We start from the raw sequence: 24,537 nt of genomic DNA on the forward strand, positions 1-24,537 counted from the left end.
TTGGCGTGGTGGTCGCTGTGCCGCTGCAGGTGGTAGAGGAACAGGTTGGTCACCATGTGGTCGGAGTTCCAGCTGTGCTGCGGTGTGCAGCGCTCGTAGCGGCCGCTGGCCTGCTTCTGGCGGACCAGCCCGTAGTGCTCGAGGTAGTTCACCGACTCCAGCAGTGACGACCCGTAGATCGCGTTGATCAGCACGTAGGGCAGCAGCGCCACGCCGAACACCGCGATCATCACGCCCCAGAACAGCACCGACATCGCCAGCGCGTTGACCACGTCGTTGTCCGCCCAGGTCCGCGGGTTCCACGGGCTCTTGCCGGTCCGGCGGACCCGCTGGGCTTCCAGCTCCCACGCCGAGCGGATGCCGCCGAAAGTGCTGCGCGGCAAGAACTCCCAGAATGTTTCACCGAATCGGGCCGACGCGGGGTCCTCGGGGGTGGCCACCCGGACGTGGTGGCCCCGATTGTGCTCGACGTAGAAGTGGCCGTAGCAGACCTGGGCCAGGGTGATCTTGGCCAGCCACCGCTCCAGCGACTCGCGCTTGTGGCCCAGCTCGTGGGCGGTGTTGATCCCGACCCCCGCCACGGTCGCGGTGGTGAGCGCGACCCCGATCTTGCCCAGCCAGCCCAGTGACCCGTCGAACCCGAGCCAGCCCAGGTCCGAGGCGGTGAACAGGTAGGCGCCGAAGATCGCGCTGGCGTACTGGAAGGGGATGTAGGCGTAGGTGGCGTAGCGGTAGTACTTGTCGTTCTCCAGCGCCGCCATCGCCTCATCCGGCGGGTTCTGACCGTCGGCGCCGATCCAGAGGTCCAGCGCCGGTAGCAGCACGTAGAGCAGGATCGGCCCGATGTACAACGGCAGCTGCGCCGCGGTGTGCAGGCCGGCCTGGTTCAGGGCCCACACCAGCGGCAACATCAAAAACAGCATGGTGGGCACCACCAGGCCCAACAGCCACAGGTGACGCTTCTTGTCCTGCCAGAGCTTCGGTTCGCTGGCCATCTCGGTGCTCATCGCGTTCAACCCCTCGCCTCGGTCACACCACGTGTTTTCGGATGTGCCTGACATTAGGGAGCGCCGCAGCCTCGCCGCTCGTCCCGCGCGGCCGGAATTCGGCCGACTATTCGTCTCCGGGAGACAACACCGCGGTGCCGTACCACTGACACAGCAGCAGGGCGATCTCGACGTCTAAGCGATCGCCGGCGATCGGGCGGCCGCGGCGCTCGACCGCCCGCTGCACTCGGTACTTCACGGTGTTGACATGAAAATGGAGTTGCTCCCCGGCCGCCTTGAAGCTGGATCCGGTTCGCAAGAACACCCGCAGGGTGTCGCGCAGCCGGCCGTCGCTCTCGGTGGCGCAGGCCAGCGGGCCGAGCACTTCGGCGACCCAGGCCCGCGCGGCAGTCAGGTTGTCGCCACCGAGCAGGGCCGCTGCCCCAAGCCCGGGGTCGCGGGCCGCACTGACCCGATTCGCGCTTTCGCCGGAGGCGACCGCCAGGGCGTTCGCCGCCAGCGCCTGCTGGTGCGACCGGCGGAACCCCTCGACTCCGGGCAGCGGATCGCCGATCGCCACCCACGGCTCGCCTTCCGCGGCAAGCGCGCAGGCGCGGATCTGTTCCACCACGTCGTCTGCGGCGTCCGAGGACAGCGGAAGCCACGCCCACCCGCATGCGCTGTCAGCCGGGACGAACAACGGAGACCCGTGCACCGGCAGCGTCTCGGCCAGGTTCTTGACGAAGGCCTCCGCCGCCGCCAGCCGGTCGCTGGCCGAGTCGGGGTACCACACCACGATCCCGGCGTGGGTGCGCCGCAGCGGGTAGCGGATCGCGGTCGTCATCGCGTCGACGTCCAGGCTCTCGTCGGCGAGGATGTCGCGGACCCGCAACGCGCGCACCGCGTTTCGGCTCTCCAGCCAGCGTTCCCGTTCGGCCTGATAGACGGCCGACACCTGCTGCGACATCTCGTCGATATAGCCGAACATGATCGTCGACATGGTGCCGAGCACGCTCAGGCTCAGGTCGGGTTCCAGCGCGGCAGAACGGATCTCCTCCAGCACCAGCTGCAGCGCCACCGAGTGGCCCAGCCGGTAGCCGCGCACCAACGCGTTGACCGGCACCCCGCGCTGCGCCAGCCGGCGGGCGTGTTCCAGGGCGACCGGCGGTGCCGCGATGTCAGCCACCGGAATGTTGTGCCGGATCGCCGAGAAGTACGTGTCGACGTTGGCCGACACGGTCTCATGCAGCAGCTGCAGCAGCGACGAATCGCTGGTGAGGTCCGGCGACTCCTTGGCGACCAGATCCTCGATGACCCCGATGGTGCCGGCCAGGCGCTCGTCGAGGCGCTGGGAGATTGCGATCGCGGCCTGGGCGACGGCGCTCTGATCGGTCATGGTCAGACCGTAGTCAGACCCGCCGGGGCGCAGCCAGCCGTTCGCGGCGCAACGCGTCCACTTCCGGCAGCTCCAGGGGCGCCAGGTCGCCGACCACCTTCGACAGCAGCAGATCGGCCAGTTCCGGGTTGCGGGCCAGGCACGGCCCGTGCAGATAGGTGGCGACGACGCTGCCCTGCACCGCGCCGTCGTAGCCGTCGCCCGCCTTGTTGCCGGCACCCTTGGTGACCGCACTCAGCGGCGCGGCGTCCGGCCCCAGCACGGTGCCGCCGCGGTGGTTCTCGAAGCCGGTCAGTGGCGCCGACAACCCCGCCAGCAGCGGCGTGGCCACCACCTCGCCGATGGTGCGCGACTCCTGCGGAGAGGTGGTCACATCGAGCAACCCGACGCCGTCGACCCGCTCACCGGCCGAGGTCTCATACCAGTGCCCCAGCACCTGAATGGCCGCGCAGATCGCCAGCACGGGCGCTCCGCGGGCCGCCGCGCGCTGCAAGCCCGGGTGGGTGATCAGGTGCCGGGTGGCCAGTCGCTGTGCGTAGTCCTCGGCGCCGCCCAGGGTGTAGAGGTCCAAAGACTCCGGCACCGGTTCGGCCAAGGTGACCTCGACGATCTCGGCGGGAATCCCGCGCATCAGCAACCGTTGACGCAGCACCACCGCGTTGCCGCCGTCACCGTAGGTCCCCATCACGTCGGGCAGCACCAACCCGATCCGAACGGTGTCAGCCATCACCCAACCTCCGCTGCAGCGCCAGGAACGCGGTGTAGTTGGCCACCACCTCGACCGGCCCGGGCGGGCAGGACGCGATCGCCGCGAGGGTGTCGTGCACCAGGGTGTGCTGTACCCCGGCGTAGCCCAGCCGCACGGCCAGGTCGGTGCCGCGCTCGCCGGCCGCCACCACCGGCACAGTGTCGAAGTGCTCGAAGCGCACATCCCACAGCCAGGACAGGTCTTCGCCGTCGGGCACCTGACCGTTGACAGCGATCACCACCCCCGCGGCATGTTTGTCCACCATGGACAGCGCCTCCTGCCAGCCGGCCGGGTTCTTGGCCAGCAGCATCCGCAACGTGTGCTCGCCGACCCGCACACTGCGGTAGCGGCCGGCCACTTCGTCGACCGCGGAGACCGCGGCCACCGCTTTGGCCGGATCGGCGCCCAGGGCGACGGCGGCGGCGACGGCCTGGGCGGCGTTGCCGCGGTTGACGGTGCCGGGCAGGGCCAGTCGCATCGGCAGCACCAGCCCGTCCGGTCCGTAGAGCGCGTCGTCGTCGAACCACCACTGCGGGGCGGGACGGCTGAACTCGCTACCGCTGGAGCGCCAGTGATCCTCCTGGCGGTCGATCACCTCGCCGCTGCGCGGGCAGCTGACCGAGTCGCCCGACCAGCCGGCACGCGCGGCGACCCAGACCACGTTGGGGCAGTCGTAGGCGGCCGAAGTCATCAGCACGTCATCGCAATTGGCGACCACCACCGTCTCCGGATGACGGGCCAGGCCGCTGCGCAGCGCGCGCTCCACGGCGTTGATCTCGCCGACCCGGTCCAACTGGTCCCGGGACAGGTTGAGCAGCACCACCACGGCCGGCGATACCGCATCGGCGACGTGCGGGACGTGCATCTCGTCGACCTCGAGCGCCGCCAGTTGCGCGGTGCGGTCGGCGGCCAGCGCCGCAACCAGCCCGGCGTCCATGTTGGCGCCCTCGGAGTTGGTGGCCACCGCGCCCAGGTCGCTCAGTGCGGCGGCGAGCATGCGGGTGGTGGTCGACTTGCCGTTGGTGCCGGTGACGATCGCGGTGCGTCGCCCCGTGCCGAGCTGACGCAGGATCGATCGGTCCAGGGTCATCGCGATCAGACCGCCGATCATCGCGCCCGCACCGCGGCCGGTCACGCGCGACGCCCACCGGGCGCTCGCGCCGGCGGCCAGGGCCAGGCGTCCTCGGGCGGTGATCACTCGGGAAGTTTAGGGCGACCCGCTACGCGCGGCGCGGGCGCCGTGCTTGCGATCGCCCTGGGAAGTTTAGGGCGACCCGCTGCGCGCGGCGCGGGCGCCGTGCTTGCGATCGCCCTGGGAAGTTTAAATTGCCCCGACACGGGCCCTTGCCGCCCGGCCATCGTCCGACCCGCATGCCATCCTCGTCACATGAGTGCTCGGTGGGGCCGACCGGCTCGCGAACCCGGCGACGGCTGGGTCGTGGTCGATGTCGAGACATCGGGGTTTCGGCCCGGGCAAGCGCGGGTGCTCAGTGTCGCCGCGTTGGCGCTCGACGCCGACGGCCGGGTGGAGCAGTCGGTGTCGCACCTGCTCAACCCGGGCACCGACCCCGGGCCCACCCATGTGCACGGGCTGACCGCGGAGATGCTGGCCGGGCAGCCGCAGTTCGCCGACGTGGTCCACGAGGTGGTCGCACTGCTGCCGGGGCGGACCCTGGTGGCCCACAACGTGGCGTTCGACTACACGTTCCTGGCGGCCGAAGCGGAGATGGCCGGTGCGGTACTGCCCGTCGATTCGGTGATGTGCACCCTGGAGCTCGCGCGGCGGTTGGACCTGGGCCTGCCCAACCTGCGGTTGCAGACGCTGGCCGCGCATTGGGGCGTCGTCCAGACCCGCGCGCACGACGCACTCGATGACGCGCGGGTGCTGGCCGGGGTGCTGGAGCCTGCGCTCCAGCGCGCCCGGGAGCGTGACGTGTGGTTGCCGGTGCGGCCGGTGACTCGGCGCCGGTGGCCCAACGGCCGCATCACCCACGAGGAACTGCGACCGCTGAAGGCGCTGGCGTCGCGGATGCCCTGTGCCTACCTCAACCCGGGTCGCTACGTGCGGGGACGCCCGCTGGTGCAGGGCATGCGGGTGGCGTTGTCGGCGGAGTGCACCCGCACCCATGAGGAGCTCGTCGAACGCATCCTGCACGCGGGGCTGGCCTACAGCGACGTCGTCGACGCCCACACCTCACTGGTGATCTGCAACGAGGGCCGCCCCGAACAGGGCAAGGGTTACCTGGCGCGCGAGCTGGGCGTACCGATGGTCTCGGACCAGGACTTCATGGCGTGCGTGGGCCGGGCGGGCGGGGTCGTCTCCGGTACCGACATCGAGGAGTTCGTCGATTCCGGGGCGGCCGGCGAGCAGATCTCGCTGTTTTAACGCGTCGCCGCGACGCGAAATGTCTCATTTTGGGACATCGGCAGGTGAACAGCTTCCCCCATGCTGTTAACCGTGACGAAACATTCGCGGCGCCCGGCAGGACAGCGATGACCACCGCTGTGCGTACAGACCGGCTCCCCGCCGACGTGACCCCGCTGGCGGGCTGGGCCCGTCGGAGCGCGTCGAACCCCGCCCACCACCGGGATCCCGCGATGCTGGACGAGGTGGTGGAGAACGGGCCCAGCCTCGCCGGCCAGCTGGCCGGTTTGGCCGCGCGTCTCAGTATTCGGCCCATCCTGGCGATCGGCGCTCAACTGCCGAAGGCGCCCTGGCCATGGGGCCTGTTGGACCACGCTGCCCGGGTCGTCCCCTCCGCCCCGGGCAGCGTTCGCCGCACGGTTCGGTTGGCACGCTGCACGGCGCGGCTGGTCCGCGCCGCCGGTGTGCGGCCCGCCGACGGCACCGGCCGCGTTGTGCTCTACCTGCACGGCGGCGCGTTCTTGACGTGCGGAGTCAACACCCACGATCGGATGGTCACCACGCTGTCGAAGTATGCCGACAGCCCGGCGCTGGTGGTCAGTTACCGGATGATCCCCAAGCACTCCGTCGGCGCGGCGATCGACGACTGCTACGACGGTTACCAGTGGCTGCGCAGTCAGGGATACGCACCGGACCAGATAGTGGTGGCCGGTGACTCCGCGGGAGGCTACCTGGCGCTGGCGCTGGCGGTACGGCTGCTCGATGAGGCAGAACAGCCCGCCGCCGTCGTCTGCATGTCGCCGTTGACCCAGATCGCCAAGGCGTCCAGGCGCGAGCACCCCAACAGTGCCACCGATGCGATGTTCCCCGCCAAGGCCTTCGATGCGCTCGTCGACCTGATCACCCACGCCGCCAGGCGCCGGGGCGCCGACGGCACGCGCGAGGAGATCTTCGAACCGCTCGACCACATCGAGTCCGGGCTGTGCCCCACCCTGATCCACGTGTCCGGGTCCGAGGCCATGCTGCACGACGCCACGCTGGTGGCGAACAGGCTGGCCGGCGTCGGTGTTCCGGTCCAGCTGCGGGTGTGGCCCGGTCAGATGCACGTGTTCCAGATCGCGCCGATAGTGCCGGAGGCCAACCGTTCGCTGCGGCAGATCGGTGCCTACATCCGTGCGGTGACCGATTGGGCGGCGGTTCCGGAGGGAATCGACGACTACGTGGTGATCCCGTAGGTCTTCAGCTTCCGGTACAGGCTTGACCGCGACATTCCCAGCTGCGCTGCGGCGGCCACCCGGCTGCCGTTGGCCTGTCGCAGGGCGGTGACGATCGCGTCGCGCTCGATGACTTCGAGCTGAGTCAGGGCGCGGCGGGACACGCTCTGGCAGTAGCCGGGCAGATCGGTGTCGGTGAGCTCGCCGACCTGACGTTTGCGCAGCGCATGTTCGAGGGCATCGCGCAGTTCAGCGATGTTTCCCGGCCACGAATAGCGGCCGATGAGCCGGTGCGCTGCCGGGCCGAGTCGCACCCTGCGCTCGCCTGCGATCCCGCGCAGCAGCGCGGCGGCGATGCCCGGCAGGTCGTCGGTACGGTAGCGCAGCGGTGGCACCGTGATCGCTGCGTCGAAATGCCCCAGGAGCGCACCGAGCGCCGGCGCCGACCCGTCCGGGTCGTGGGACACGGTGGCGACCCTCCAACTGGGTGCATCGACCGATTCGACCACCGCGAAATACCTGTCCAGCGCGCCGATGTCCTCCGCGTCGGCCTGGTCGACGTTGCGGGCGATGTACAACGTGGGCTGGCCCGAATCGTTGGGTAGCGGACCGTCCTTGCCGTCGTTGGCGTGCCGTCCGGCGTCTACCGTCACGATGCGACCACCGGGATGGACCGACTGGAAAAGCTGCGTCGCCAGGGTGAATTTGCCCACCCCGGCCTCACCGACCAGCAGGACAGGCATCAGGTTCTCCAGTGCGTCGCGCAGTTCGCCGCAGGCCCGCACCCAAGCCGGCGAGCGGCCGCTGGCCAGGGACTGCGGCGACCCGAAGAGCGTGGGCACCTCAACCGGCAGCACGGCGGACTCCTCAGCGGCTCCGACACGACCAGACCTCACCGGTTCGGCGATCATCAGCGTCCCGGCGACCTGCGCGCCGGCGAAGACACGGGTTCCGCGAATCCGCACGACGCGTTGGCTGCCCGGCAGGACGACGGTGTCGCTGGCGCGTTCTCTGCCGGCCAGCAGGAACGTCGCGTGGTCGCGGAGCACCTGCTGTTCCGCGGCGTCGAACATCTGCTGGGCGGCGGGGCTGGCGATCAGCAGCGCGGTGCCGAAGGCGAACACGGCCGCGCGGTTCGACCGGGCGGTGACGCGGAGGTAGGCGTCGAAGACGGCCTGTTGTGTCTGGCTGCGGTCGAGCAGCAGGTTGCGGCTGATCTCCTTTGCGGCGTTCTTGACCAGAACGTGCATGACGGGGTTCCACGCCTGGGTCAGGGTGGCGATTGCCACGACGCCTTCGACGCGGCCGGTGACCGGGTCGAGGATCGGAGCGCCGCAGGCGGCGAAGTTCTCCAGGCTCTCGCTGTAGTGCTCCGGGCCGACGATGCTGGCGGCCTGGCCTGACTCGAAGACGGTGCCGGCCCCGTTGGTGCCCACGGCCGCCTCCGAGAAGTCGAATCCGGGCGCGTACTGGACCCGGTCGAACAGCCGGGTGCCCGTCGAGGAGGAGTCGATCCGTTGGACGACGCGCACTTTGCGGTCGGTCAGGCCGATGGCCAGCGGCAGGTGCGCGGCGGAGGTGTCGTCGCCCAACTGCTCCAGCACGGGGCGCGCGGCGCGCGCCAACAGCGAATCGGTGTCGACCGCATCGGTGAACGTGCTGATCGGGCGAATGACATCCACGCCAGCATCCCGGCTGCGCTCCCACGAAGCGACAACCAGGTCGGAGACTCCCGCGACGCTTGGCCTGCCGAACTCCAGGAATGCCATCCGGTCGGCGGCAGCCCTCAGCAGCGGGTTGTCATCCCCGGACATCGCGTCACTCGCGTCATGCCTGCCCCCCGTTGGTCGCGTCAGCCTAGCTTGGCCGCCCGGTTCACCGCGGAGACCACCGCGCGCAGCGACGCGGTGGTGATCGACGACGCGATCCCGACGCCCCACACGGTGTGGTCACCGGCTGTGCCTTCGGCGTGCCGACCCGCTTCGCCCGACTCCGTCGCGCTCGCGATCGTCACGCGCGCCTCCACGTATGCCGCGGCCTGGGCCTCCTCACCGGCACTCATCGCATGCTCGGAGTAGTCGAGCACGTGGACCTGTACACCGATCTGGCTCAGCGCGTCGACGAACGCGGCCAGCGGGCCGTTGCCGGCCCCGGTGATCTCCGTTTCCACCCCGTCGACCAGGACGGTGGCCTCGATACGGTCGGTGCCGTCGTCGGTCTCGGCCGCCAGCAGCTTCTGGTGCATCCGCTCCAGCGGCCGGATCGGGTTGAGGTACTCCTCGGCGAAGGCGTCCCACATCTCCTTCGGTGTGACCTCGCCGCCTTCGCCGTCGGTGAGTTGCTGGATGACCTTGGAGAACTCGATCTGCAGTCGGCGCGGCAGCACCAGGCCGTGGTCGGTCTTCATCACATACGCCACGCCGCCCTTGCCGGACTGCGAGTTGACCCGGATCACCGCTTCGTAGGTGCGGCCCACGTCGCGGGGGTCGATCGGCAGGTAGGGCACCTGCCAGAGCATGTCGTCGACGTCGGAGTCGGCGGCGTCGGCGTCGATCTTCATCTGGTCCAGGCCCTTGTTGATGGCGTCCTGGTGGCTGCCGGAGAACGCGGTGTAGACCAGGTCACCGCCGTAAGGGTGACGTTCGGGGACGTTGAGCTGGTTGCAGTACTCGACGGTGCGCCGGATCTCGTCGATGTTGGAGAAGTCGATCTGGGGATCCACGCCGCGCGAGAACAGGTTCAGGCCCAGCGTCACCAGGCAGACGTTGCCGGTGCGTTCGCCGTTGCCGAACAGGCAGCCCTCGATCCGGTCGGCCCCGGCCGCATAGCCCAGTTCCGCGGCGGCCACGGCAGTGCCGCGATCGTTGTGCGGGTGCAGGCTCAGGATCACCGAGTCGCGGCGCTTCAGGTTGCGGCTCATCCACTCGATCGAGTCGGCGTAGACGTTCGGGGTGGCCATCTCCACGGTGGCCGGCAGGTTGAAGATGATCGGGTTATCCGGCGTCGGCTGGATCACGTCGCCGACGGCGTCACAGACCGCCTTGGCGTACTCCAGTTCGGTTCCGGTGTAGGACTCCGGCGAGTACTCGTAGCGCCACCGGGTGTCCGGGTACTTGGCCTGCTCCTCCAGACACTTGCGCGCCCCGGCCACCGCGATGGCCTGCACCGCCGCCTGGTCGGCCCGGAAAACCACCCGTCGCTGCAGCACCGACGTCGAGTTGTAGAAGTGCACGATCACATTCTTGGCGCCCGCGCAGGCCTCAAAGGTGCGCTCGATCAGCTCGTCACGGCATTGGGTCAGCACCTGCAGCGTGACGTCGTCGGGCACCGCGCCCTCGGTGATGATCTCGCGGACGAAGTCGAAGTCGGTCTGGCTGGCCGACGGGAAGCCGACCTCGATCTCCTTGTAGCCCATCGCCACCAGCAGGTCGAACATCCGCCGCTTTCGCGCCGGGCTCATCGGGTCGATCAGCGCCTGGTTGCCGTCGCGCAGGTCCACCGCACACCACAGCGGGGCGCGTTCGATGACGCGGTCCGGCCAGGTGCGGTCGGGCAGGACGATGTTCTCGACCTCGTCGGCGAAGCTGCGGTACCGGTTGACCGGCATTGCCGAGCCGCGCTGGGGGTTCCAGGCGGGCTGGCCGGCGCCTCGTGGCCCGGCGGGTGTGGTGATGGCACGGGTGGACGTGAAGGCGTCAGTGCTAGAAGGCTGGGAATAGGTGGTCACGATTTTCGCTCCGGCTTGTCAGGGACTTGTCCAGTGGACTCAAGAACCGGCGCATCGGCGAAACCCGCGACGGGGAGCCGGTCCTGGTCAGACCCCGTCGCGGCGTCCGAGCAGGAGCGCGCGTTGCACGTGGAGAAGTTTACACGCCGATCCCGTGGCCGCAGTGCGATGTCCTGGCACGTTGTCGCCCTGGAGGCCGAGTGAACCGGTGAAGTCCTTCCCCTATCCTTGTTGAGGTTCTTGTAGAGGCCCGATCAGTCAGATCGGCGGAAAGGACGACCGTGGCGCTCGTCGTGCAGAAATACGGCGGATCGTCGGTGGCCGACGCCGACCGGGTCCGCCGGGTCGCCGAGCGCATCGTCGAGACCAAAAGAGCTGGTAACGAGGTCGTGGTGGTCTGCTCGGCGATGGGCGACACCACCGATGACTTGCTGGACCTCGCGCAGCAGGTGTGTTCTGCGCCGCCGGCTCGCGAACTGGACATGTTGCTGACCGCCGGAGAGCGGATCTCCAACGCCCTGGTCGCGATGGCCGTCGAGGAGCTGGGCTGCAACGCCCGCTCGTTCACCGGGTCGCAGGCCGGAGTCATCACCACCGGTGCGCACGGCAAGGCCAAGATCATCGACGTCACCCCGGGCCGGCTGCAGGCCGCGCTCGGCGAGGACCAGGTGGTGCTGGTTGCCGGTTTCCAGGGTGTCAGCCAGGACACCAAGGACGTCACCACCTTGGGCCGCGGCGGCTCGGACACCACCGCGGTCGCGCTGGCCGCGGCGCTCAAGGCCGACGTCTGCGAGATCTACACCGATGTCGACGGCATCTTCAGCGCCGACCCGCGCATCGTGCCCAACGCCAAGCGCCTGGACACCGTCACCTTCGAGGAGATGCTCGAACTGGCCGCATGCGGCGCCAAGGTGCTCATGCTGCGCTGCGTGGAGTATGCCCGCCGCTACCACCTGCCCATCCACGTCCGGTCCTCCTACTCGGACAAACCCGGCACCATCGTTTCTGGATCGATCAAGGACATCCCCATGGAAGACGCCATCCTGACCGGAGTCGCGCACGACCGCAGCGAAGCCAAGGTGACCGTGGTCGGTATCCCCGACCTGCCCGGCTATGCGGCCAAGATCTTCCGTGCCGTCGCCGACGCCGACATCAACATCGACATGGTGTTGCAGAACGTCTCGAAGATCGAGGACGGCAAGACCGACATCACCTTCACCTGCCCGCGCGACAACGGGCCGGCCGCGGTGGCCAAGCTGGAGTCGCTCAAGAGCGAGATCGGCTTCACCGAGGTGCTCTACGACGCCAAGGTGGGCAAGGTGTCGCTGATCGGTGCCGGGATGCGCAGCCACCCGGGGGTGACGGCCACCTTCTGCGAGACGCTGGCCGACAACGGGGTCAACATCGATCTGATCTCCACCTCCGAGATTCGGATCTCGGTGCTGTGCGCCGAAGATGATCTGGACAAGGCCGTTGTTTCGCTGCACGAGGCGTTCGGCCTCGGCACGGACGAGGCGGCCACGGTCTACGGCGGGACGGGGCGCTAAATGGTTTCCATCGGTGTGGTCGGTGCGACCGGCCAGGTCGGCCAGGTGATGCGTACCTTGCTGGAGGAGCGCAACTTCCCGGCCGAGCAGGTGCGGTTCTTCGCCTCGGCCCGTTCGGCCGGACGCAAGCTGGGATTCCGCGGCGCCGAGATCGAGGTCGAGGACGCCGAGACCGCGGACCCGTCCGGGCTGGACATCGCGGTGTTCTCCGCCGGGGCGACGATGTCGCGGGTGCAGGCGCCGCGGTTCGCCGCCGCCGGGGTCACGGTGATCGACAACTCGTCGGCGTGGCGCAAGGATCCCGATGTCCCGCTGGTGGTCTCGGAGGTGAACTTCGACCGCGATGTGCGCGGGAAGCAGTTGGCCAAGGGGATCATCGCCAACCCGAACTGCACCACGATGGCGGCGATGCCGGTGCTCAAGCCGCTGCACGACGAGGCCGGCCTGACCCGGCTGATCGTCTCGACCTACCAGGCGGTTTCGGGCAGCGGGCTGGCCGGCGTGCAGGAGCTGGCGACGCAGGTCCGTGCGGTCATCGACGGCGCCGAGCAATTGGTGAACGACGGCGGCGCGGTCGATTTCCCGGCGCCGAACAAGTACGTCGCACCCATCGCGTTCAACGTGGTCGCGCTGGCGGGCTCGCTGGTCGACGACGGCTCGGGCGAGACCGACGAAGACCAGAAGCTGCGCTATGAGAGTCGCAAGATCCTCGGCGTGCCAGACCTTTTGGTGAGCGGCACGTGTGTTCGCGTGCCGGTGTTCACCGGGCACTCGCTGTCGATCAACGCGGAGTTCGCTCGCCCGCTGTCTCCGCAGCGGGCCGCCGAGATCCTGGCTGAGGCCCCGGGTGTGACGGTGACCGACGTGCCGACCCCGCTGGCTGCCGCCGGCGCCGACGACTCGCTGGTGGGCCGGATCCGGGTTGACCCGGGCGCTCCCGACGGGCGCGGACTGGCGCTGTTCGTCTCCGGGGACAACCTGCGTAAAGGCGCGGCGCTCAACACGATTCAGATCGCCGAGCTGCTGGCTGGGTCTTCCGGGGCCTGACCCGAAAGCCCCGGGCGTCGAACGTGCGCTCAGCGCGAGATTTCCGAAGAACTCTCGGACGGAGTGCGCGCTCGGCGGGGTCGGCGCTGATGACAATGCTGGTGGCTCTGCCTGCTGTGGCGCACGCCGAGCCGCCCGCGCCCATCCCGCGTCCGGTGCTGTGGCCGCTGGCCGAAGGTCAAGTGGTGCGGATCGGCCCCAGCGCCGGAACCGGAACGCCCACCGGCGATTACGGTATCGGCGCCACCGACCTGTGTGAGTTCATGGAGTTCCCCAGCGCGGTGCTGCAGATCTGCGGGGACAGCTTCGCCGGCCAGGGTGTCGGGTATGGCGGCTGGTATTCGCCGATCGCACTGCGGCTGGACCCCGATTCGGTCGACGACTCCGACGGGGTGCGCTACACCGGGGTGCTCGGGGTGGACAGGCCGTTGCTGGCCGATCCGGGGCCGGCGGGCAGTACGCAGCTGCCGGCCGGAATCGTCTCGATCAACCGGACCAACTATCTGATGGTGACCACCGCCAAGATGCTGGTTCCGCAGAGCTCACGGCTGGTGAAAGCCGATCCGGCGCAACCGGGTTGGCAGACGGTGCCGGGATCGGCGCGGCCCGCCTCCTATCAGGATTACGGCCAGTCCCAGATCAGTGGTTACTACGACCCGGTTCCGGCTCCGGACTCACCCACCGGCTGGGTGTACCTGGTGGCCAACAACTTTGACCGCAGCGCATCGGTGACGCTGTACCGGGTCGCACCGGCCGAGTTCACCGACCGCTCGGCCTGGCAGGGCTGGTCGGCCGACAAAGGCTGGGGGCACAAGCCCACGCCATTGTGGAACGACCAGATCGGCGAGCTGAGCCTGCGCCAGATCGACGGCAGGCCGGTGCTGTCCTACTTCAACGGCACCACCGGCAACATGGAGGTGCGCGTGGCCTACGAACCGACCGGGTTGGGCACCGCCCCGGTGACCACGGTGGTGCAGCACGCCGAGTGGCCGGATCCGCCGGTGCCCGTGGAGACCTTGCCGGCCCCGTTCGACAACCGGCTGGCCCAGCCCTACGGCGGCTACATCTCACCCGGATCGACCCTCGATGAGCTACGGATATTCGTCAGCCAGTGGAACACCCAGCCGCGTGACCGCGCGCCCTACCGGGTGATCCAGTTCGCGGTCAACCCGTTCAAGCCCTGGTCGGTCAGCTGAACAGGCTCCACAGCCCGGACCAGAAGTCCGTGCCGCCGTCACCGAGGAGGTTGGCGTCGGCGTCGGCCGGGTTGAACGGGTTGCCGTCCGGGGCGTAGTCCTGGACGTAGTCGCCGACGGCGCTCGCTTCGTTGTTGCTGCTGCCGTCCCAGCCGGCGTAGGCGATGGCGTGCAAGCCTTCGGCGGTGGCGGTGTTGTAGTGGCTGTCGTAGACGCCTGGCACCACCGAGGCGCCCGCACTGGCGACGGCGTAATCGCCGGTCGCGGTGGCCACGTTGCCGTTGCCCCACGCCGCTGAAGCGCTGGCGTGATCGCCGATCGCGGAGGCGTAGTTGAACGATCCGGTGTCCCCGACCACGGCGAGGCTGTGGTCGCCCTGGGCGGACGCGTAGTTGAACAAGCCGCTCATGGCGTTGGCGTCCGAGTAGTCGCCGTAGGCGATCGCGAAGTTGCCGAAGCTTGACGACGCGGACGCGGTCCCCAGCGTGAGCAGATCGAATCCGCTGATCGAGATGGCGATGCTACCGAAGCCGTCGGGCAGGGTGGGCAGCGATACCGCCGCCGCGGTGCCGATCGTGGCGGCCGCGTCACCAACGTCCGCTGCGGCGAAGGCGGCGGCGACGCCCAGCGCACCGGCGCCGCCGTCCGCCGAGGTTGTCCCGGCCAAAGCGACGCCCGGCGTGGTCGCCAGGGCGGCCCCGATACCCAACCCGGCCGCCAATACGCTCAGGCTTCCCATACGTTTCAGATTTCCCATTGTCGTGCCTTCCCCTCCTGGTAACCGCCTTGTTGGCTGGTTCTGAGAGCGATGCTAGGAGCGCGGGGCGGGGCGGGGATACAGGGGTTTCCCTGGACTTTCTGACCCTATTTATAGGGTGGCGTCCGGCTGTTCGGGGGCCGGTGGACCGCCCGGCCGGCGCATGCGCTCATAGCGGATGCATAGCCAAGACCTAGCGGTGCCGGGTGTTGCCCCCGGCAAGATGCCTTACATGAGCGAAACACCCGTCACCACAACCCCTCCGCCGGCACCGCCGGGTGAGCCCAAGCCCTACTGGCTCTACCGGCTCGCGGCCTGGGTCGCGATCGTCGCCGGCATCGTCTTCATCGTCTCGTCGATCTTCTTGGCCGGAGTCTGGGTCAGCCGCGGCGGTCCGGGCGGGCACCACTGCCATGGACATCACGGCCACCACGGCCAACACGCGATGTTTCACAAGGGCCACCACCGCGGCCCGGGACCGATGGGACCCGGCCCGGACCAGCGAGGACCCGGTGAGCTGCCGCCATCGGTGAGCACCCAGGCCCCGCCGTCCCCACCCGGCCGGTAACCCGTCCCGGCCACGAGCAACCGGCCGCCGCCCCTCCCGAAGGGCGGCGGCCGGCGTCGTTCTGGGGCATGATTGATCGGTATGAGCGAGTCGCCAGTCCCCGCCCAAGCTCCTCCGCCGGCGCCGCCGCCACCGCCGAACCGGCTCTACCAAGCCGCGGCCTGGGTGGTGATCGTCGCCGGAACCGTCTTCGTCGCCGCCGTCATCTTCGGCACCGGTGTTTACCTCAGCGGCGGCGGTTGGCACGGGCACCACCGCCATGGCCCGTGCATGATGCATCACGGCCCGCCGATGGGTCCCGATTTCGGGCCGGGCGGGCCCGGTTTCGGGCCAGCGGGTCCCGGTGCGGAACCACACTGGCCAGGTCCCCGGTCGGCCGGCCCGGGCAATGGCCCGGGCGGGCCCGGCGGGCCACCAGCGCCGCCGCCACCACCTCCGCCGTCGGCGCCGCCACCGCACCGCTGATCCTTTCCAAAGCTGCCGCGTGCGCGGCGTCCTGCGCGATGTGCCATGTCGGCCGCAGGTGACCGCACACTCGTTGGCGATCTGAGTCAAACACGTTGATTCACAAGCGCTTGAGCACAGGAGGAGACAGACAGATGACCGAGCACCACACCACCACCGACTCCGGAATCCCGGCGCCCAGCGACGGCGAATCGCTGACGATCGGCCCCGATGGCCCCATCCTGTTGCAGGACCACTACCTGATCGAACAGATGGCGATGTTCAACCGGGAGCGCACCCCCGAACGTCAGCCGCACGCCAAAGGTGGTGGGGCGTTCGGTCACTTCGAGGTCACCGCAGACGTCACCGCATACACCAGGGCCGCGGTGTTCGCGCCGGGCGCCAAGACCGAGACGCTGACAAGGTTCTCCACCGTCGCCGGCGAGCGGGGCAGCCCAGACACCTGGCGGGACCCCCGCGGTTTCGCGACGAAGTTCTACACCTCGGAGGGCAACTTCGACCTGGTCGGCAACAACACCCCGGTCTTCTTCATGCGTGACCCGCTGAAGTTCCAGCACTTCATCCGCTCCCAGAAGCGTCGCGCGGCCAGCAACCTGCGCGACCACAACATGCAGTGGGACTTCTGGAGCCTCACCCCGGAGTCGGCTCACCAGGTCACCTGGCTGATGGGGGACCGGGGTATTCCGAAGGACTGGCGCCACATGAACGGCTACTCCAGCCACACCTACAGCTGGATCAACGCCGCCGGAGAGATCTTCTGGGTCAAATACCACTTCATCAGCGACCAGGGCGTGGATTTCCTCACCCAGGAGGAGGCCGACCGGTTGGCCGGCGTCGATGCCGACTTCCACCAGCGGGACCTGTATGAGGCGATCGAGCGCGGGGAGTACCCGAGTTGGACGCTGAAGATGCAGATCATGCCATTCGAGGAGGCAAAGACCTACCGCTACAACCCGTTTGATCTGACGAAGGTGTGGCCGCACGCCGACTATCCGCTGATCGACGTCGGCAAGCTGACCCTGGATCGCAACGTCAGCGACTACCACAGTGAGATCGAGCAGGCGGCGTTCCAGCCCAACAACATGGTGCCCGGCACCGGCCTGAGCCCGGACAAGATGTTGCTGGCCCGGGGTTTCTCCTACGCCGACGCCCACCGGGCCCGGATCGGGACGAACTACAGCCAATTGCCGGTCAACGCACCGAAATCCGAGGTGCACAGCTACTCCAAGGACGGTGCCATGCGGTTCGTCAATGCGACGGACCCGGTGTACGCACCGAACTCGATGGGCGGACCCAAGGCTGACCCCGCCCGTGCCGCCGAAGTGCGCTGGCACGCCGACGGAGACATGGTGCGCGCTGCCTACACGCTGCGGCCCGACGACGATGACTTCAGTCAGGCTCGGACCCTGGTCCGCGACGTCCTCGACGACGATGCGCGGAAGCGATTGGCCGCCAACATTATTGGGCATGTTTCGGCCGGTGTCACCGAGCCGGTGCTGTCCCGGGTGTTCGAGTACTGGCGCAACGTCGACCCCGATCTGGGCAGCGCGGTGGAGGCCGGGGTGCGGGCCAACCTTGCCTGACGGGCGACGGGCCGCGGCAACCCTGGCGGCGGGGCTGGGGCTGGCCGCAGCAGGTGCAGCGGTCGCTCCGCTTGCCGCCGCCGGGCCGTCGGAACCCGGCGTGGTCTCCTACGCGGTGCTGCCGAAGGGATCGGTCGGCAACATCGTGGGCGCCCCGATGGGCTTCGAGGCCGTCTCCGGCCAGCCTTTCCAGGCCTTCTGGGTCGACGACCCGGCATGCAACAACTGGGCCGACATCGGACTGCCCGAGGTCTACAACGATCCCGACCTGGCGTCGTTCAACAGCGCCGTCAGCCAGACCTCGGCCAACGACCAGAGACACTTCGCCAAGCAGGCGGTGGGCGTGTTCGCCACCAACGATGCTGCGGCCGCGGCGTTTCATCGTGTCGTCGACCGGACCGGCGGCTGTCCGGGCCGCACCACCGCGATGCATCTGGACAACGGAGCCACCCAGGTCTGGGAGTTCAGCGGTGGGCCTGCCACGGCTACGGATGCGGCCTGGACCAAGCAGGAGGCCGGCACCGACCGGCGCTGCTTCAACCAGACCCGGCTGCGGGCCAACGTCTTGTTGCAGGCCAAGGTCTGCCAGTCCGGTAACGCCGGCCCAGCGGTGACCGTGCTGGCAGGGGCGATGCAGAACTCCTTGGGTCAGTGATCACCCGTCCTCTTGTCGCCCCTCTCCGGTAGCGTCGGGAGGATCGACGGGCGGAGGGGTTGATATGGGGTTCGCCGCGGCGACGCAGCTGTCCCGCGGAGATGAAGCCTGCCTGGGCGGCCCCGAACTGGCCGGTGCCTCCGACGCCGCCGACTACATCACGCAGCGGTGCCTCACCGACGCCCCGCACGGCCGGGTGGGTTTGGAGATCGAGGCGCACTGCTTCGACCCCACCGACCCGCACCGCCGGCCCGGCTGGGCCGAGATCGGTGACGTGCTGCGGTCGCTGCCGGCCTTGCCGGGCGGCAGCGTCGTCACGGTCGAGCCCGGCGGCGCTGTGGAGCTCTCCGGCCCGCCGCTGACCGATGCGCTCTCCGCGATCGACGCGATGGCGGCCGACCAGGCGCTGCTGCGGGCGGCTTTCGCGGACGCCGGCCTGGGACTGGTGCAGCTGGGGGCAGACCCGCTGCGGCCCACCGAGCGGGTCAACCCCGGTGAGCGCTACGCGGCGATGGAACAGTTCTTCGCCGCCAGCCACACCGGTTCGGCCGGTGCGGCGATGATGACGTCCACGGCCTCGGTCCAGCTCAACCTGGATGCCGGTACCCGCTCGGGTTGGGCCGACCGGGTCCGGCTGGCCCACGCGCTGGGCCCGACGATGGTCGCGATCGCCGCGAACTCCCCGCTGCTGTCCGGGGAGTTCTCCGGCTGGCGCTCCACCCGGCAGCGGGTGTGGAGCCGGCTGGACTCGGCGCGCTGCGGTCCCGTCCTCGGCCTTGACGGCACCGACCCCGCCACCGATTGGGCGCGGTACGCGCTCAAAGCGCCCGTCATGCTCGTGCATACACCCGAAGCGATTCCGGTCAGCCGCTACGTGCCGTTCGCCGACTGGGCTGACGGAAGGGTGCGGCTCGGCGGTCGCCGCGCCGGCACCAAAGACCTCGACTACCACCTGACCACGTTGTTTCCGCCGGTGCGTCCGCGCGGATGGCTGGAGATCCGCTACCTCGACAGTGTTGACGACAGCCTCTGGCCGGCACTGGTATTCACCCTGGCCACCCTCCTCGATGACCCGGTGGCCGCGGACAGCGCCGGCGACGCCGTCGCCCCCGTCGCCACCGCCTGGGACGTCGCCGCCCGGATCGGCCTGGCCGACCCACGGTTGCACGCCGCCGCCCGACGCTGCGTGGGACTGGTCGCTGACCGGGTCCCCGCGTCCCTGCGTGACGGGATGGATCGCCTGGTCGGCATGGTCGAACGAGGCCGCTGCCCGGCCGACGACGTCACCGACGAAGTGACCCGGTCCGACGCCACGGCGATGGTGACCCGATTGGCGCGCGGACAGTTATGACCACATCCGAAATATTGGCCCGCGATCTGACCCGGGCGCGGCAGCGCACGCTGACGCTCGTCGATTTCGACGACGCCGAGCTGCACCGCCAGTACGACCCGCTGATGAGCCCGCTGGTGTGGGACCTGGCTCATATCGGTCAGCAGGAGGAGCTGTGGCTGTTGCGTGACGGGGACCCGGCGCGGTCCGGCATGCTGCCGGCCGATGTCGAGGGCCTCTACGATGCCTTCATCCATCCGCGGGCCAGCCGGGTCGATCTACCGCTGTTGGCGCCTGAACAGGCCCGGAAGTATTGCGCCACCGTGCGTTCCAAGGTTTTCGACAAGCTGGATTCGCTGCCCGGTGACGTGGCGCAGTCGCCGGACGGGTTCGTATTCGGCTTGGTCCTCAGTCATGAACATCAGCACGACGAGACCATGCTGCAGGCGCTGAACCTCCGCGCCGGTGCACCGCTGCTCGGCGCGGGCGACGGCCTGCCCGCCGGTCTGTCCGACCTGGCCGGAACCTCCGTGCTGGTACCCGGCGGTGAATTCGTGCTCGGCGTCGATGCCACCGACGAGCCGTTCTCGCTCGACAACGAACGACCCGCCCACCGTGTCGATGTGGCGGCGTTCCGGATCGGCCGGGTGCCGGTGACCAACCGGGAATGGCGGGCGTTCATCGACGACGGCGGCTATCGGCAACCGCAGTGGTGGAGCGAACGCGGTTGGCGCCACTGCGTGCAGGCCGGGTTGACGGCGCCGGAGTTCTGGGGCCCCGATCACCGATCCCGGGTCCGGTTCGGCCACGCCGAGGATCTTCCCGACGACGAGCCGGTGCAGCACGTCAGTTATTTCGAGGCGCAGGCATACGCGGCATGGGCCGGGGCCCGGCTGCCCACCGAGGTCGAATGGGAGAAGGCCTGCGCTTGGGATCCAGCCGTCGGCGCGCGACGCCGCTACCCCTGGGGTGACACCGAACCGTCGGCCGAGCTGGCCAACCTGGGCGGCGCGGCGCTGCGACCTGCGCCGGTCGGATCCTATCCGGGCGGGGCGTCGGCCTATGGCGCGCAACAACTACTCGGCGACGTCTGGGAGTGGACCAGTTCGGCACTGCAGCCGTGGCCGGGCTTTTCTCCGATGATCTACCAACGCTATTCGGAACCGTTCTTCGGCGGCGACTACCGGGTGCTGCGTGGCGGCTCGTGGGCGGTGGCCCGCGAGATCCTGCGGCCGAGCTTTCGTAACTGGGACCACCCCTATCGGCGGCAGATCTTCGCCGGTGTCCGACTGGCCTGGGACGCCTGATGTGTCGACACCTGGGCTGGCTGGGCAAACCGCGGTCATTGGCCGAGCTGATGCTGGAACCGCCGCAGGGTCTGCTCGTGCAGTCCTATGCTCCGCGCCGGCAGCAGCACGGGCTGCTCAACGCCGACGGTTGGGGCGCGGGCTTTTTCGATGCCTCCCAGGGCGGGCCGCCGCGCCGGTGGCGCAGCGCGGCGCCGCTGTGGAGCGACGGGTCTTTCGCCTCGATCGCGCCGGTGCTGGCCAGCCACTGCGTGGTGGCCGCGGTGCGTTCGGCGACCGTCGGGATGCCCATCGAGGCCAGCGCCACCGCGCCGTTCACCGATGGCGGTTGGCTGCTGTCACACAACGGCGTGGTGAACCGTGAGGTCCTGGCCACTACAAGGGGTGCCGAATCGGTCTGTGACAGTGCCGTACTGGCTGCGGTGATCTTCGACCGGGGGGTGGAGTCGTTGGGTGAGGTGATCACCGAGATCGGTGCGGCCGACCCGCACGCACGACTGAACATTTTGGCCGCCAACGGTTCCCGAATGTTGGCGACGACGTGGGGAGATACCTTGTCGATGTTGCACGGTGCCGATGGTGTGGTGCTGGCCAGCGAGCCCTACGACGACGACCCGCGCTGGGTGGATATCCCAGATTGTCACCTGGTCGATGCGCACGACGGAGAGGTCCGCGTCACCGCCTTGGGCGTGGCCCGATGACGGGGGTCACTGTCGCCAATCACCTGGCCGCCGACGCGGCTCGCACCGCACTGCGGGCGGACGTCCGCCACGGGCTCACTCAGCATCCGAAGTTTTTACCGCCCAAGTGGTTCTACGACGATATCGGCAGTGAGCTGTTCGACCGGATCACCCGGCTGCCCGAGTACTACCCGACCCGCGCCGAGGCGGAGATTCTGCGAGCACGTTCGGCCGAGGTGGCGGCGCTGTCGGGCGCGGACACCCTGGTAGAGCTGGGCAGCGGCACCTCAGAGAAGACCCGGTTGCTGCTGGACGCGCTGCAGGACGCCGGTGCGTTGCGCCGATTCATCCCGTTCGACGTAGACGCCGGGGTACTGGAGACGGCGGGGGAAGCGATCGCCCGTGACTATCCCGGCGTGCGCGTGGATGGCGTCTGCGGCGATTTCGAGCACCATCTGGCCCAGATCCCCGACGGCGGCAGGCGCCTGTTCGTATTTCTGGGATCGACCATCGGCAACCTGACGGCGGGCCCGCGTGCCGACTTCCTGGCCGGCCTCGCCGCAGTCATGCACGACGGCGATGGCCTGCTGCTGGGCACCGATCTGGTCAAAGACACCGACAGGCTGGTGCGTGCCTACGACGATGCGGCCGGGGTGACCGCGGCGTTCAACCGCAATGTGCTCGCGGTGGTGAACCGTGAACTCGACGCCGACTTCGACCTGGACGAGTTTGCCCATGTGGCGCGCTGGAATTCGGCGGAACAGCGCATCGAGATGTGGCTGCGGGCGCGCCGCGCCCAGCATGTCCTGATCGGTGCGCTGGATCTGGCTGTCGATTTCGCGGCCGGTGAGGAGATGCTGACCGAGGTGTCCTGCAAATTCCGACCGGAGCAGGTGGCCGAGGAACTGGCCGCGGCGGGACTGCGGCGCCGACGGTGGTGGACCGACGCGGCAGGCGATTTCGGCCTGTCGCTCGCCATCAAATGAGCCGCGCCGACAACTGGCGCGCCGCGCGCCCACCGGTCGCCGGGCTGCACCTGGACAGTGCGGCCTGCTCACGGCAGAGCTATGCAGCACTGGACGCCGCAGCACAGCATGCCCGCCACGAAGCCGAGGTCGGTGGCTATGTCGCCGCCGAGGCAGCCGTACCGGTACTGGATGCCGGGCGGGCGGCTTTCGGCGCATTGATCGGCATGGCCGATGCCGACGTGGTGTTCACCACGGGCTCGCGAAATGCGTTGGACCTGCTTCTGTCCCGGTGGCCGGACGCCCAGCGCACCCTGGCTTGCCTGCCCGGTGAATACGGCCCGAATCTGGCGGTGATGGCGGCGCACGGGTTCAGCTGGCGGACGCTGCCGGTGGACCCCGCCGGCCGCCTGATACTCGACGAGGCGGCGGCTGCACTAGCCGCCGACCCGCCGAGCCTGGTGCACCTGACCCCGGTCGGCAGTCACCGAGGGCTGGTGCAGCCCCTGGCGCAGGCGGCGGACATCTGCCGGTCGGTCGGCGTTCCGCTGGTGGTGGACGCGGCGCAGGCCCTGGGGCAGATCGACTGCGCCGTCGGCGCCGATGCGGTCTATTCGTCGTCACGCAAGTGGATTGCCGGGCCGCGCGGGGTCGGGGCGCTGGCGGTACGGCCGGCGTTGGCCGCGCTGTCGGCGCCCGGACCGGAGGCAGGTGACGTCAATGTGGCTGCGCAGGTGGGCTTCTCCGTTGCGTTGGGCGAACATCTGGCGGCCGGGCCGGCAGCGGTTCGCGCTGAGCTGGCCGGGGTAGGCGCCCGGAGCCGACGGGTGCTGGCACAGCTACCCGGCTGGCGGGTGGTCGAACCGATCGACGAGCCGAGCGCCATCACCACCTTGGTGCCGCCGGCCGGCATCGATCCGGTGGCGTTGCGTGCGTGGCTCATCGCCGAGCACAAGATCGTGACCACCGCAGCCGGAGTTGAACGCGCACCGCTGGAGCTGACCTCGCCCGTGCTGCGGATCTCACCGCACCTCGACACCACCGACGCAGACTTGGAGGTACTCGCAGCAGCGTTGGCCGGTGCGCGGCACAGCCGATGAAGGCCGTTCGCGGCGAACGCTAGTGGCCGAACAGGCCTTTGCCGCCGCCGCCGAATAGGCCCTTGCCTCCGCCGCCGAAGAGTCCACCGCCTCCGCCGCCGAAGATCCCACCGCCGGGCTTTCCGCCTCCGAAGATTCCGCCGGGGTTGCCTCCGCCGCCGAAGATTCCGCCGGGGTTGCCTCCGCCGCCGAAGATGCCACCGGGCTTTCCGCCGCCGCCGAACATGCCCCCACCCAGGTTGGGCATGGACGGTGCGCTCGGTGCGGGCAGTGAGGGCAGCGAGGGTGCCTTGGGTGCCGGTAGCGATGGCAGCGAGGGAGCTTGCGGTGCGGGGAACGACGGTAGCGAGGGAGCTTGCGGTGCGGGGAACGACGGCAGTGCGGGAGCTTGCGGTGCGGGGAACGACGGTAGCGAGGGAGCTTGCGGTGCGGGGAACGACGGCAGTGCGGGCGCCTGGGGTGCGGGCAGCGACGGCAGCGCCGGGGCCTGGGGGACCGGAAGCCCGGCCGGGGGGCCTGAATTCGGCAGCTGGATCGGCAGATTCGGTAGTTGGATTCCCGGGTTGGGGCTGACGGCCGGTGCGTCGGGAACCTTGATCGGCAGTTCAGGCAGCTGAATGCCGGGGTTGGGGTTGACGACGGGCAGGTCCGGGACCTGAACCGGCGGATCCGGCAGTGTCACCACCGGTGGGTTCGGCTTGATCACCGGGATCTCGGGTTTGACGACCGGGGGATCAGGCTTGATCACCGGAATCTCGGGTTTGACGACCGGCGGGTTCGGCTTGATCACCGGCGGGATCGGTTTGATCACCGGAGGATTGGGCTTCACCACCGGGGGATCGGGGAGTTCGACCGGAGGATTGGGCTTCACGACCGGGGGAGTGGGGAGCACGATCGGCGG

At 69.2% G+C, this 24,537-nt stretch carries 21 protein-coding genes and 1 pseudogene; 14 read left to right on the forward strand and 8 right to left on the reverse strand.

Going from position 1 to position 24,537, the window contains the following annotated elements:
- The 4 genes from LI94_RS10975 to LI94_RS10990 all read right to left on the reverse strand — a co-directional run.
- Positions 1 to 1,007, reverse strand: a 1,007-nt coding sequence (locus LI94_RS10975) for an alkane 1-monooxygenase (RefSeq protein ID WP_046301200.1), incomplete at its 3' end; no start/stop codon positions are given.
- Between the two features lie 106 nt (positions 1,008 to 1,113).
- Positions 1,114 to 2,382 (reverse strand): helix-turn-helix domain-containing protein, encoded by a 1,269-nt coding sequence (locus LI94_RS10980; RefSeq protein ID WP_046301201.1) that lies wholly within the window; start codon positions 2,380 to 2,382, stop codon positions 1,114 to 1,116.
- A 13-nt stretch (positions 2,383 to 2,395) separates the two neighbouring features.
- On the reverse strand, positions 2,396 to 3,109 hold the full coding sequence (locus tag LI94_RS10985) for a type 1 glutamine amidotransferase (protein ID WP_024443037.1): 714 nt from the start codon (positions 3,107 to 3,109) through the stop codon (positions 2,396 to 2,398).
- On the reverse strand, positions 3,102 to 4,328 hold the full coding sequence (locus LI94_RS10990) for a Mur ligase family protein (RefSeq protein WP_024443038.1): 1,227 nt from the start codon (positions 4,326 to 4,328) through the stop codon (positions 3,102 to 3,104). Before LI94_RS10990 ends, LI94_RS10985 begins: the two co-directional genes overlap by 8 nt.
- Positions 4,329 to 4,517: 189 nt before the next feature.
- On the opposite strand from LI94_RS10990, the gene LI94_RS10995 reads away from it, so the two are divergent.
- Positions 4,518 to 5,516 (forward strand): DEDDh family exonuclease, encoded by a 999-nt coding sequence (locus tag LI94_RS10995; RefSeq protein WP_024443039.1) that lies wholly within the window; start codon positions 4,518 to 4,520, stop codon positions 5,514 to 5,516.
- Positions 5,517 to 5,623: 107 nt separating this feature from the next.
- Complete coding sequence (locus LI94_RS11000) at positions 5,624 to 6,730, forward strand: alpha/beta hydrolase (protein WP_024443040.1); 1,107 nt, start codon at positions 5,624 to 5,626, stop codon at positions 6,728 to 6,730.
- Here LI94_RS11000 and LI94_RS11005 read toward each other — a convergent pair.
- Positions 6,712 to 8,523, reverse strand: coding sequence for a helix-turn-helix domain-containing protein (locus LI94_RS11005; RefSeq protein WP_046301203.1), 1,812 nt, complete (start codon positions 8,521 to 8,523; stop codon positions 6,712 to 6,714). The genes LI94_RS11000 and LI94_RS11005 overlap by 19 nt on opposite strands.
- Before the next feature lie 38 nt (positions 8,524 to 8,561).
- Complete coding sequence (leuA, locus tag LI94_RS11010) at positions 8,562 to 10,382, reverse strand: 2-isopropylmalate synthase (protein WP_239651201.1); 1,821 nt, start codon at positions 10,380 to 10,382, stop codon at positions 8,562 to 8,564.
- Between the two features lie 335 nt (positions 10,383 to 10,717).
- On the opposite strand from leuA, the gene LI94_RS11015 reads away from it, so the two are divergent.
- The 3 genes from LI94_RS11015 (at position 10,718) to LI94_RS11025 (ending at position 14,226) form a co-directional block, all read left to right on the forward strand.
- Positions 10,718 to 11,983, forward strand: coding sequence for an aspartate kinase (locus LI94_RS11015; protein ID WP_046301205.1), 1,266 nt, complete (start codon positions 10,718 to 10,720; stop codon positions 11,981 to 11,983).
- A complete protein-coding gene (locus tag LI94_RS11020) occupies positions 11,984 to 13,030 on the forward strand; it encodes an aspartate-semialdehyde dehydrogenase (protein ID WP_046301206.1) in 1,047 nt (348 codons plus the stop codon).
- An 89-nt stretch (positions 13,031 to 13,119) separates the two neighbouring features.
- Complete coding sequence (locus LI94_RS11025; RefSeq protein ID WP_024443045.1) at positions 13,120 to 14,226, forward strand: DUF4185 domain-containing protein; 1,107 nt, start codon at positions 13,120 to 13,122, stop codon at positions 14,224 to 14,226.
- Here the strand turns inward: LI94_RS11025 and LI94_RS11030 are convergent.
- The gene (locus LI94_RS11030) at positions 14,219 to 14,965 is read right to left on the reverse strand and encodes a hypothetical protein (RefSeq protein WP_024443046.1); all 747 of its coding nucleotides are present in this window, start codon (positions 14,963 to 14,965) and stop codon (positions 14,219 to 14,221) included. The two genes, LI94_RS11025 and LI94_RS11030, sit on opposite strands and share 8 nt — an antisense overlap.
- A 250-nt stretch (positions 14,966 to 15,215) precedes the next feature.
- On the opposite strand from LI94_RS11030, the gene LI94_RS11035 reads away from it, so the two are divergent.
- The 9 genes from LI94_RS11035 to egtE all read left to right on the forward strand — a co-directional run bounded on the left by LI94_RS11035 (position 15,216) and on the right by egtE (position 23,636).
- Positions 15,216 to 15,551, forward strand: a complete 336-nt coding sequence (locus LI94_RS11035; RefSeq protein WP_036458204.1) for a hypothetical protein — start codon at positions 15,216 to 15,218, stop codon at positions 15,549 to 15,551.
- 81 nt (positions 15,552 to 15,632) lie between these two features.
- Positions 15,633 to 16,016, forward strand: coding sequence for a hypothetical protein (locus LI94_RS23775; protein WP_024443048.1), 384 nt, complete (start codon positions 15,633 to 15,635; stop codon positions 16,014 to 16,016).
- Positions 16,017 to 16,150: 134 nt separating this feature from the next.
- A complete protein-coding gene (locus tag LI94_RS11040; protein ID WP_024443049.1) occupies positions 16,151 to 17,599 on the forward strand; it encodes a catalase in 1,449 nt (482 codons plus the stop codon).
- Positions 17,592 to 18,254 carry a sensor domain-containing protein gene (locus LI94_RS11045; protein ID WP_046301207.1) on the forward strand — a complete coding sequence of 221 codons (663 nt, stop codon included), beginning with the start codon at positions 17,592 to 17,594 and terminating at the stop codon, positions 18,252 to 18,254. The genes LI94_RS11040 and LI94_RS11045 overlap by 8 nt, the downstream gene beginning before the upstream one ends.
- A 64-nt stretch (positions 18,255 to 18,318) precedes the next feature.
- The gene (gene egtA / locus LI94_RS11050) at positions 18,319 to 19,605 is read left to right on the forward strand and encodes an ergothioneine biosynthesis glutamate--cysteine ligase EgtA (RefSeq protein WP_046301208.1); all 1,287 of its coding nucleotides are present in this window, start codon (positions 18,319 to 18,321) and stop codon (positions 19,603 to 19,605) included.
- Complete coding sequence (gene egtB / locus LI94_RS11055; RefSeq protein ID WP_046301209.1) at positions 19,602 to 20,891, forward strand: ergothioneine biosynthesis protein EgtB; 1,290 nt, start codon at positions 19,602 to 19,604, stop codon at positions 20,889 to 20,891. The genes egtA and egtB overlap by 4 nt, the downstream gene beginning before the upstream one ends.
- The gene (gene egtC / locus LI94_RS11060; protein ID WP_024443053.1) at positions 20,891 to 21,592 is read left to right on the forward strand and encodes an ergothioneine biosynthesis protein EgtC; all 702 of its coding nucleotides are present in this window, start codon (positions 20,891 to 20,893) and stop codon (positions 21,590 to 21,592) included. Before egtB ends, egtC begins: the two co-directional genes overlap by 1 nt.
- A complete protein-coding gene (egtD, locus tag LI94_RS11065) occupies positions 21,589 to 22,557 on the forward strand; it encodes an L-histidine N(alpha)-methyltransferase (RefSeq protein WP_024443054.1) in 969 nt (322 codons plus the stop codon). The genes egtC and egtD overlap by 4 nt, the downstream gene beginning before the upstream one ends.
- Positions 22,554 to 23,636, forward strand: a complete 1,083-nt coding sequence (gene egtE, locus LI94_RS11070) for an ergothioneine biosynthesis PLP-dependent enzyme EgtE (RefSeq protein ID WP_046301210.1) — start codon at positions 22,554 to 22,556, stop codon at positions 23,634 to 23,636. Before egtD ends, egtE begins: the two co-directional genes overlap by 4 nt.
- A gap of 19 nt (positions 23,637 to 23,655) precedes the next feature.
- Here egtE and LI94_RS11075 read toward each other — a convergent pair.
- Positions 23,656 to 24,537, reverse strand: a pseudogene (locus LI94_RS11075) (hypothetical protein); the annotation flags it as partial.

Source organism: Mycobacterium sp. UM_Kg27 (assembly GCF_000972905.1).
In the GTDB taxonomy this organism is placed as follows: Bacteria; Actinomycetota; Actinomycetes; order Mycobacteriales; family Mycobacteriaceae; genus Mycobacterium.

What these genes read in the sequence shown, in the direction of transcription:
- egtE (WP_046301210.1), top strand. Translation starts at nt 22,554, where the DNA reads ATGAGCCGCGCCGACAACTGGCGCGCCGCGCGCCCACCGGTCGCCGGG.
- LI94_RS10985 (WP_024443037.1), bottom strand. Translation starts at nt 3,109, where the DNA reads ATGGCTGACACCGTTCGGATCGGGTTGGTGCTGCCCGACGTGATGGGG.
- LI94_RS11025 (WP_024443045.1), top strand. Translation starts at nt 13,120, where the DNA reads ATGACAATGCTGGTGGCTCTGCCTGCTGTGGCGCACGCCGAGCCGCCC.
- LI94_RS10995 (WP_024443039.1), top strand. Translation starts at nt 4,518, where the DNA reads ATGAGTGCTCGGTGGGGCCGACCGGCTCGCGAACCCGGCGACGGCTGG.
- LI94_RS11020 (WP_046301206.1), top strand. Translation starts at nt 11,984, where the DNA reads ATGGTTTCCATCGGTGTGGTCGGTGCGACCGGCCAGGTCGGCCAGGTG.
- LI94_RS11000 (WP_024443040.1), top strand. Translation starts at nt 5,624, where the DNA reads ATGACCACCGCTGTGCGTACAGACCGGCTCCCCGCCGACGTGACCCCG.
- LI94_RS11005 (WP_046301203.1), bottom strand. Translation starts at nt 8,523, where the DNA reads ATGTCCGGGGATGACAACCCGCTGCTGAGGGCTGCCGCCGACCGGATG.
- LI94_RS11030 (WP_024443046.1), bottom strand. Translation starts at nt 14,965, where the DNA reads ATGGGAAGCCTGAGCGTATTGGCGGCCGGGTTGGGTATCGGGGCCGCC.
- egtB (WP_046301209.1), top strand. Translation starts at nt 19,602, where the DNA reads ATGACCACATCCGAAATATTGGCCCGCGATCTGACCCGGGCGCGGCAG.
- LI94_RS11040 (WP_024443049.1), top strand. Translation starts at nt 16,151, where the DNA reads ATGACCGAGCACCACACCACCACCGACTCCGGAATCCCGGCGCCCAGC.
- egtD (WP_024443054.1), top strand. Translation starts at nt 21,589, where the DNA reads ATGACGGGGGTCACTGTCGCCAATCACCTGGCCGCCGACGCGGCTCGC.
- egtA (WP_046301208.1), top strand. Translation starts at nt 18,319, where the DNA reads ATGGGGTTCGCCGCGGCGACGCAGCTGTCCCGCGGAGATGAAGCCTGC.
- LI94_RS11035 (WP_036458204.1), top strand. Translation starts at nt 15,216, where the DNA reads ATGAGCGAAACACCCGTCACCACAACCCCTCCGCCGGCACCGCCGGGT.
- egtC (WP_024443053.1), top strand. Translation starts at nt 20,891, where the DNA reads ATGTGTCGACACCTGGGCTGGCTGGGCAAACCGCGGTCATTGGCCGAG.
- LI94_RS10980 (WP_046301201.1), bottom strand. Translation starts at nt 2,382, where the DNA reads ATGACCGATCAGAGCGCCGTCGCCCAGGCCGCGATCGCAATCTCCCAG.
- LI94_RS23775 (WP_024443048.1), top strand. Translation starts at nt 15,633, where the DNA reads ATGAGCGAGTCGCCAGTCCCCGCCCAAGCTCCTCCGCCGGCGCCGCCG.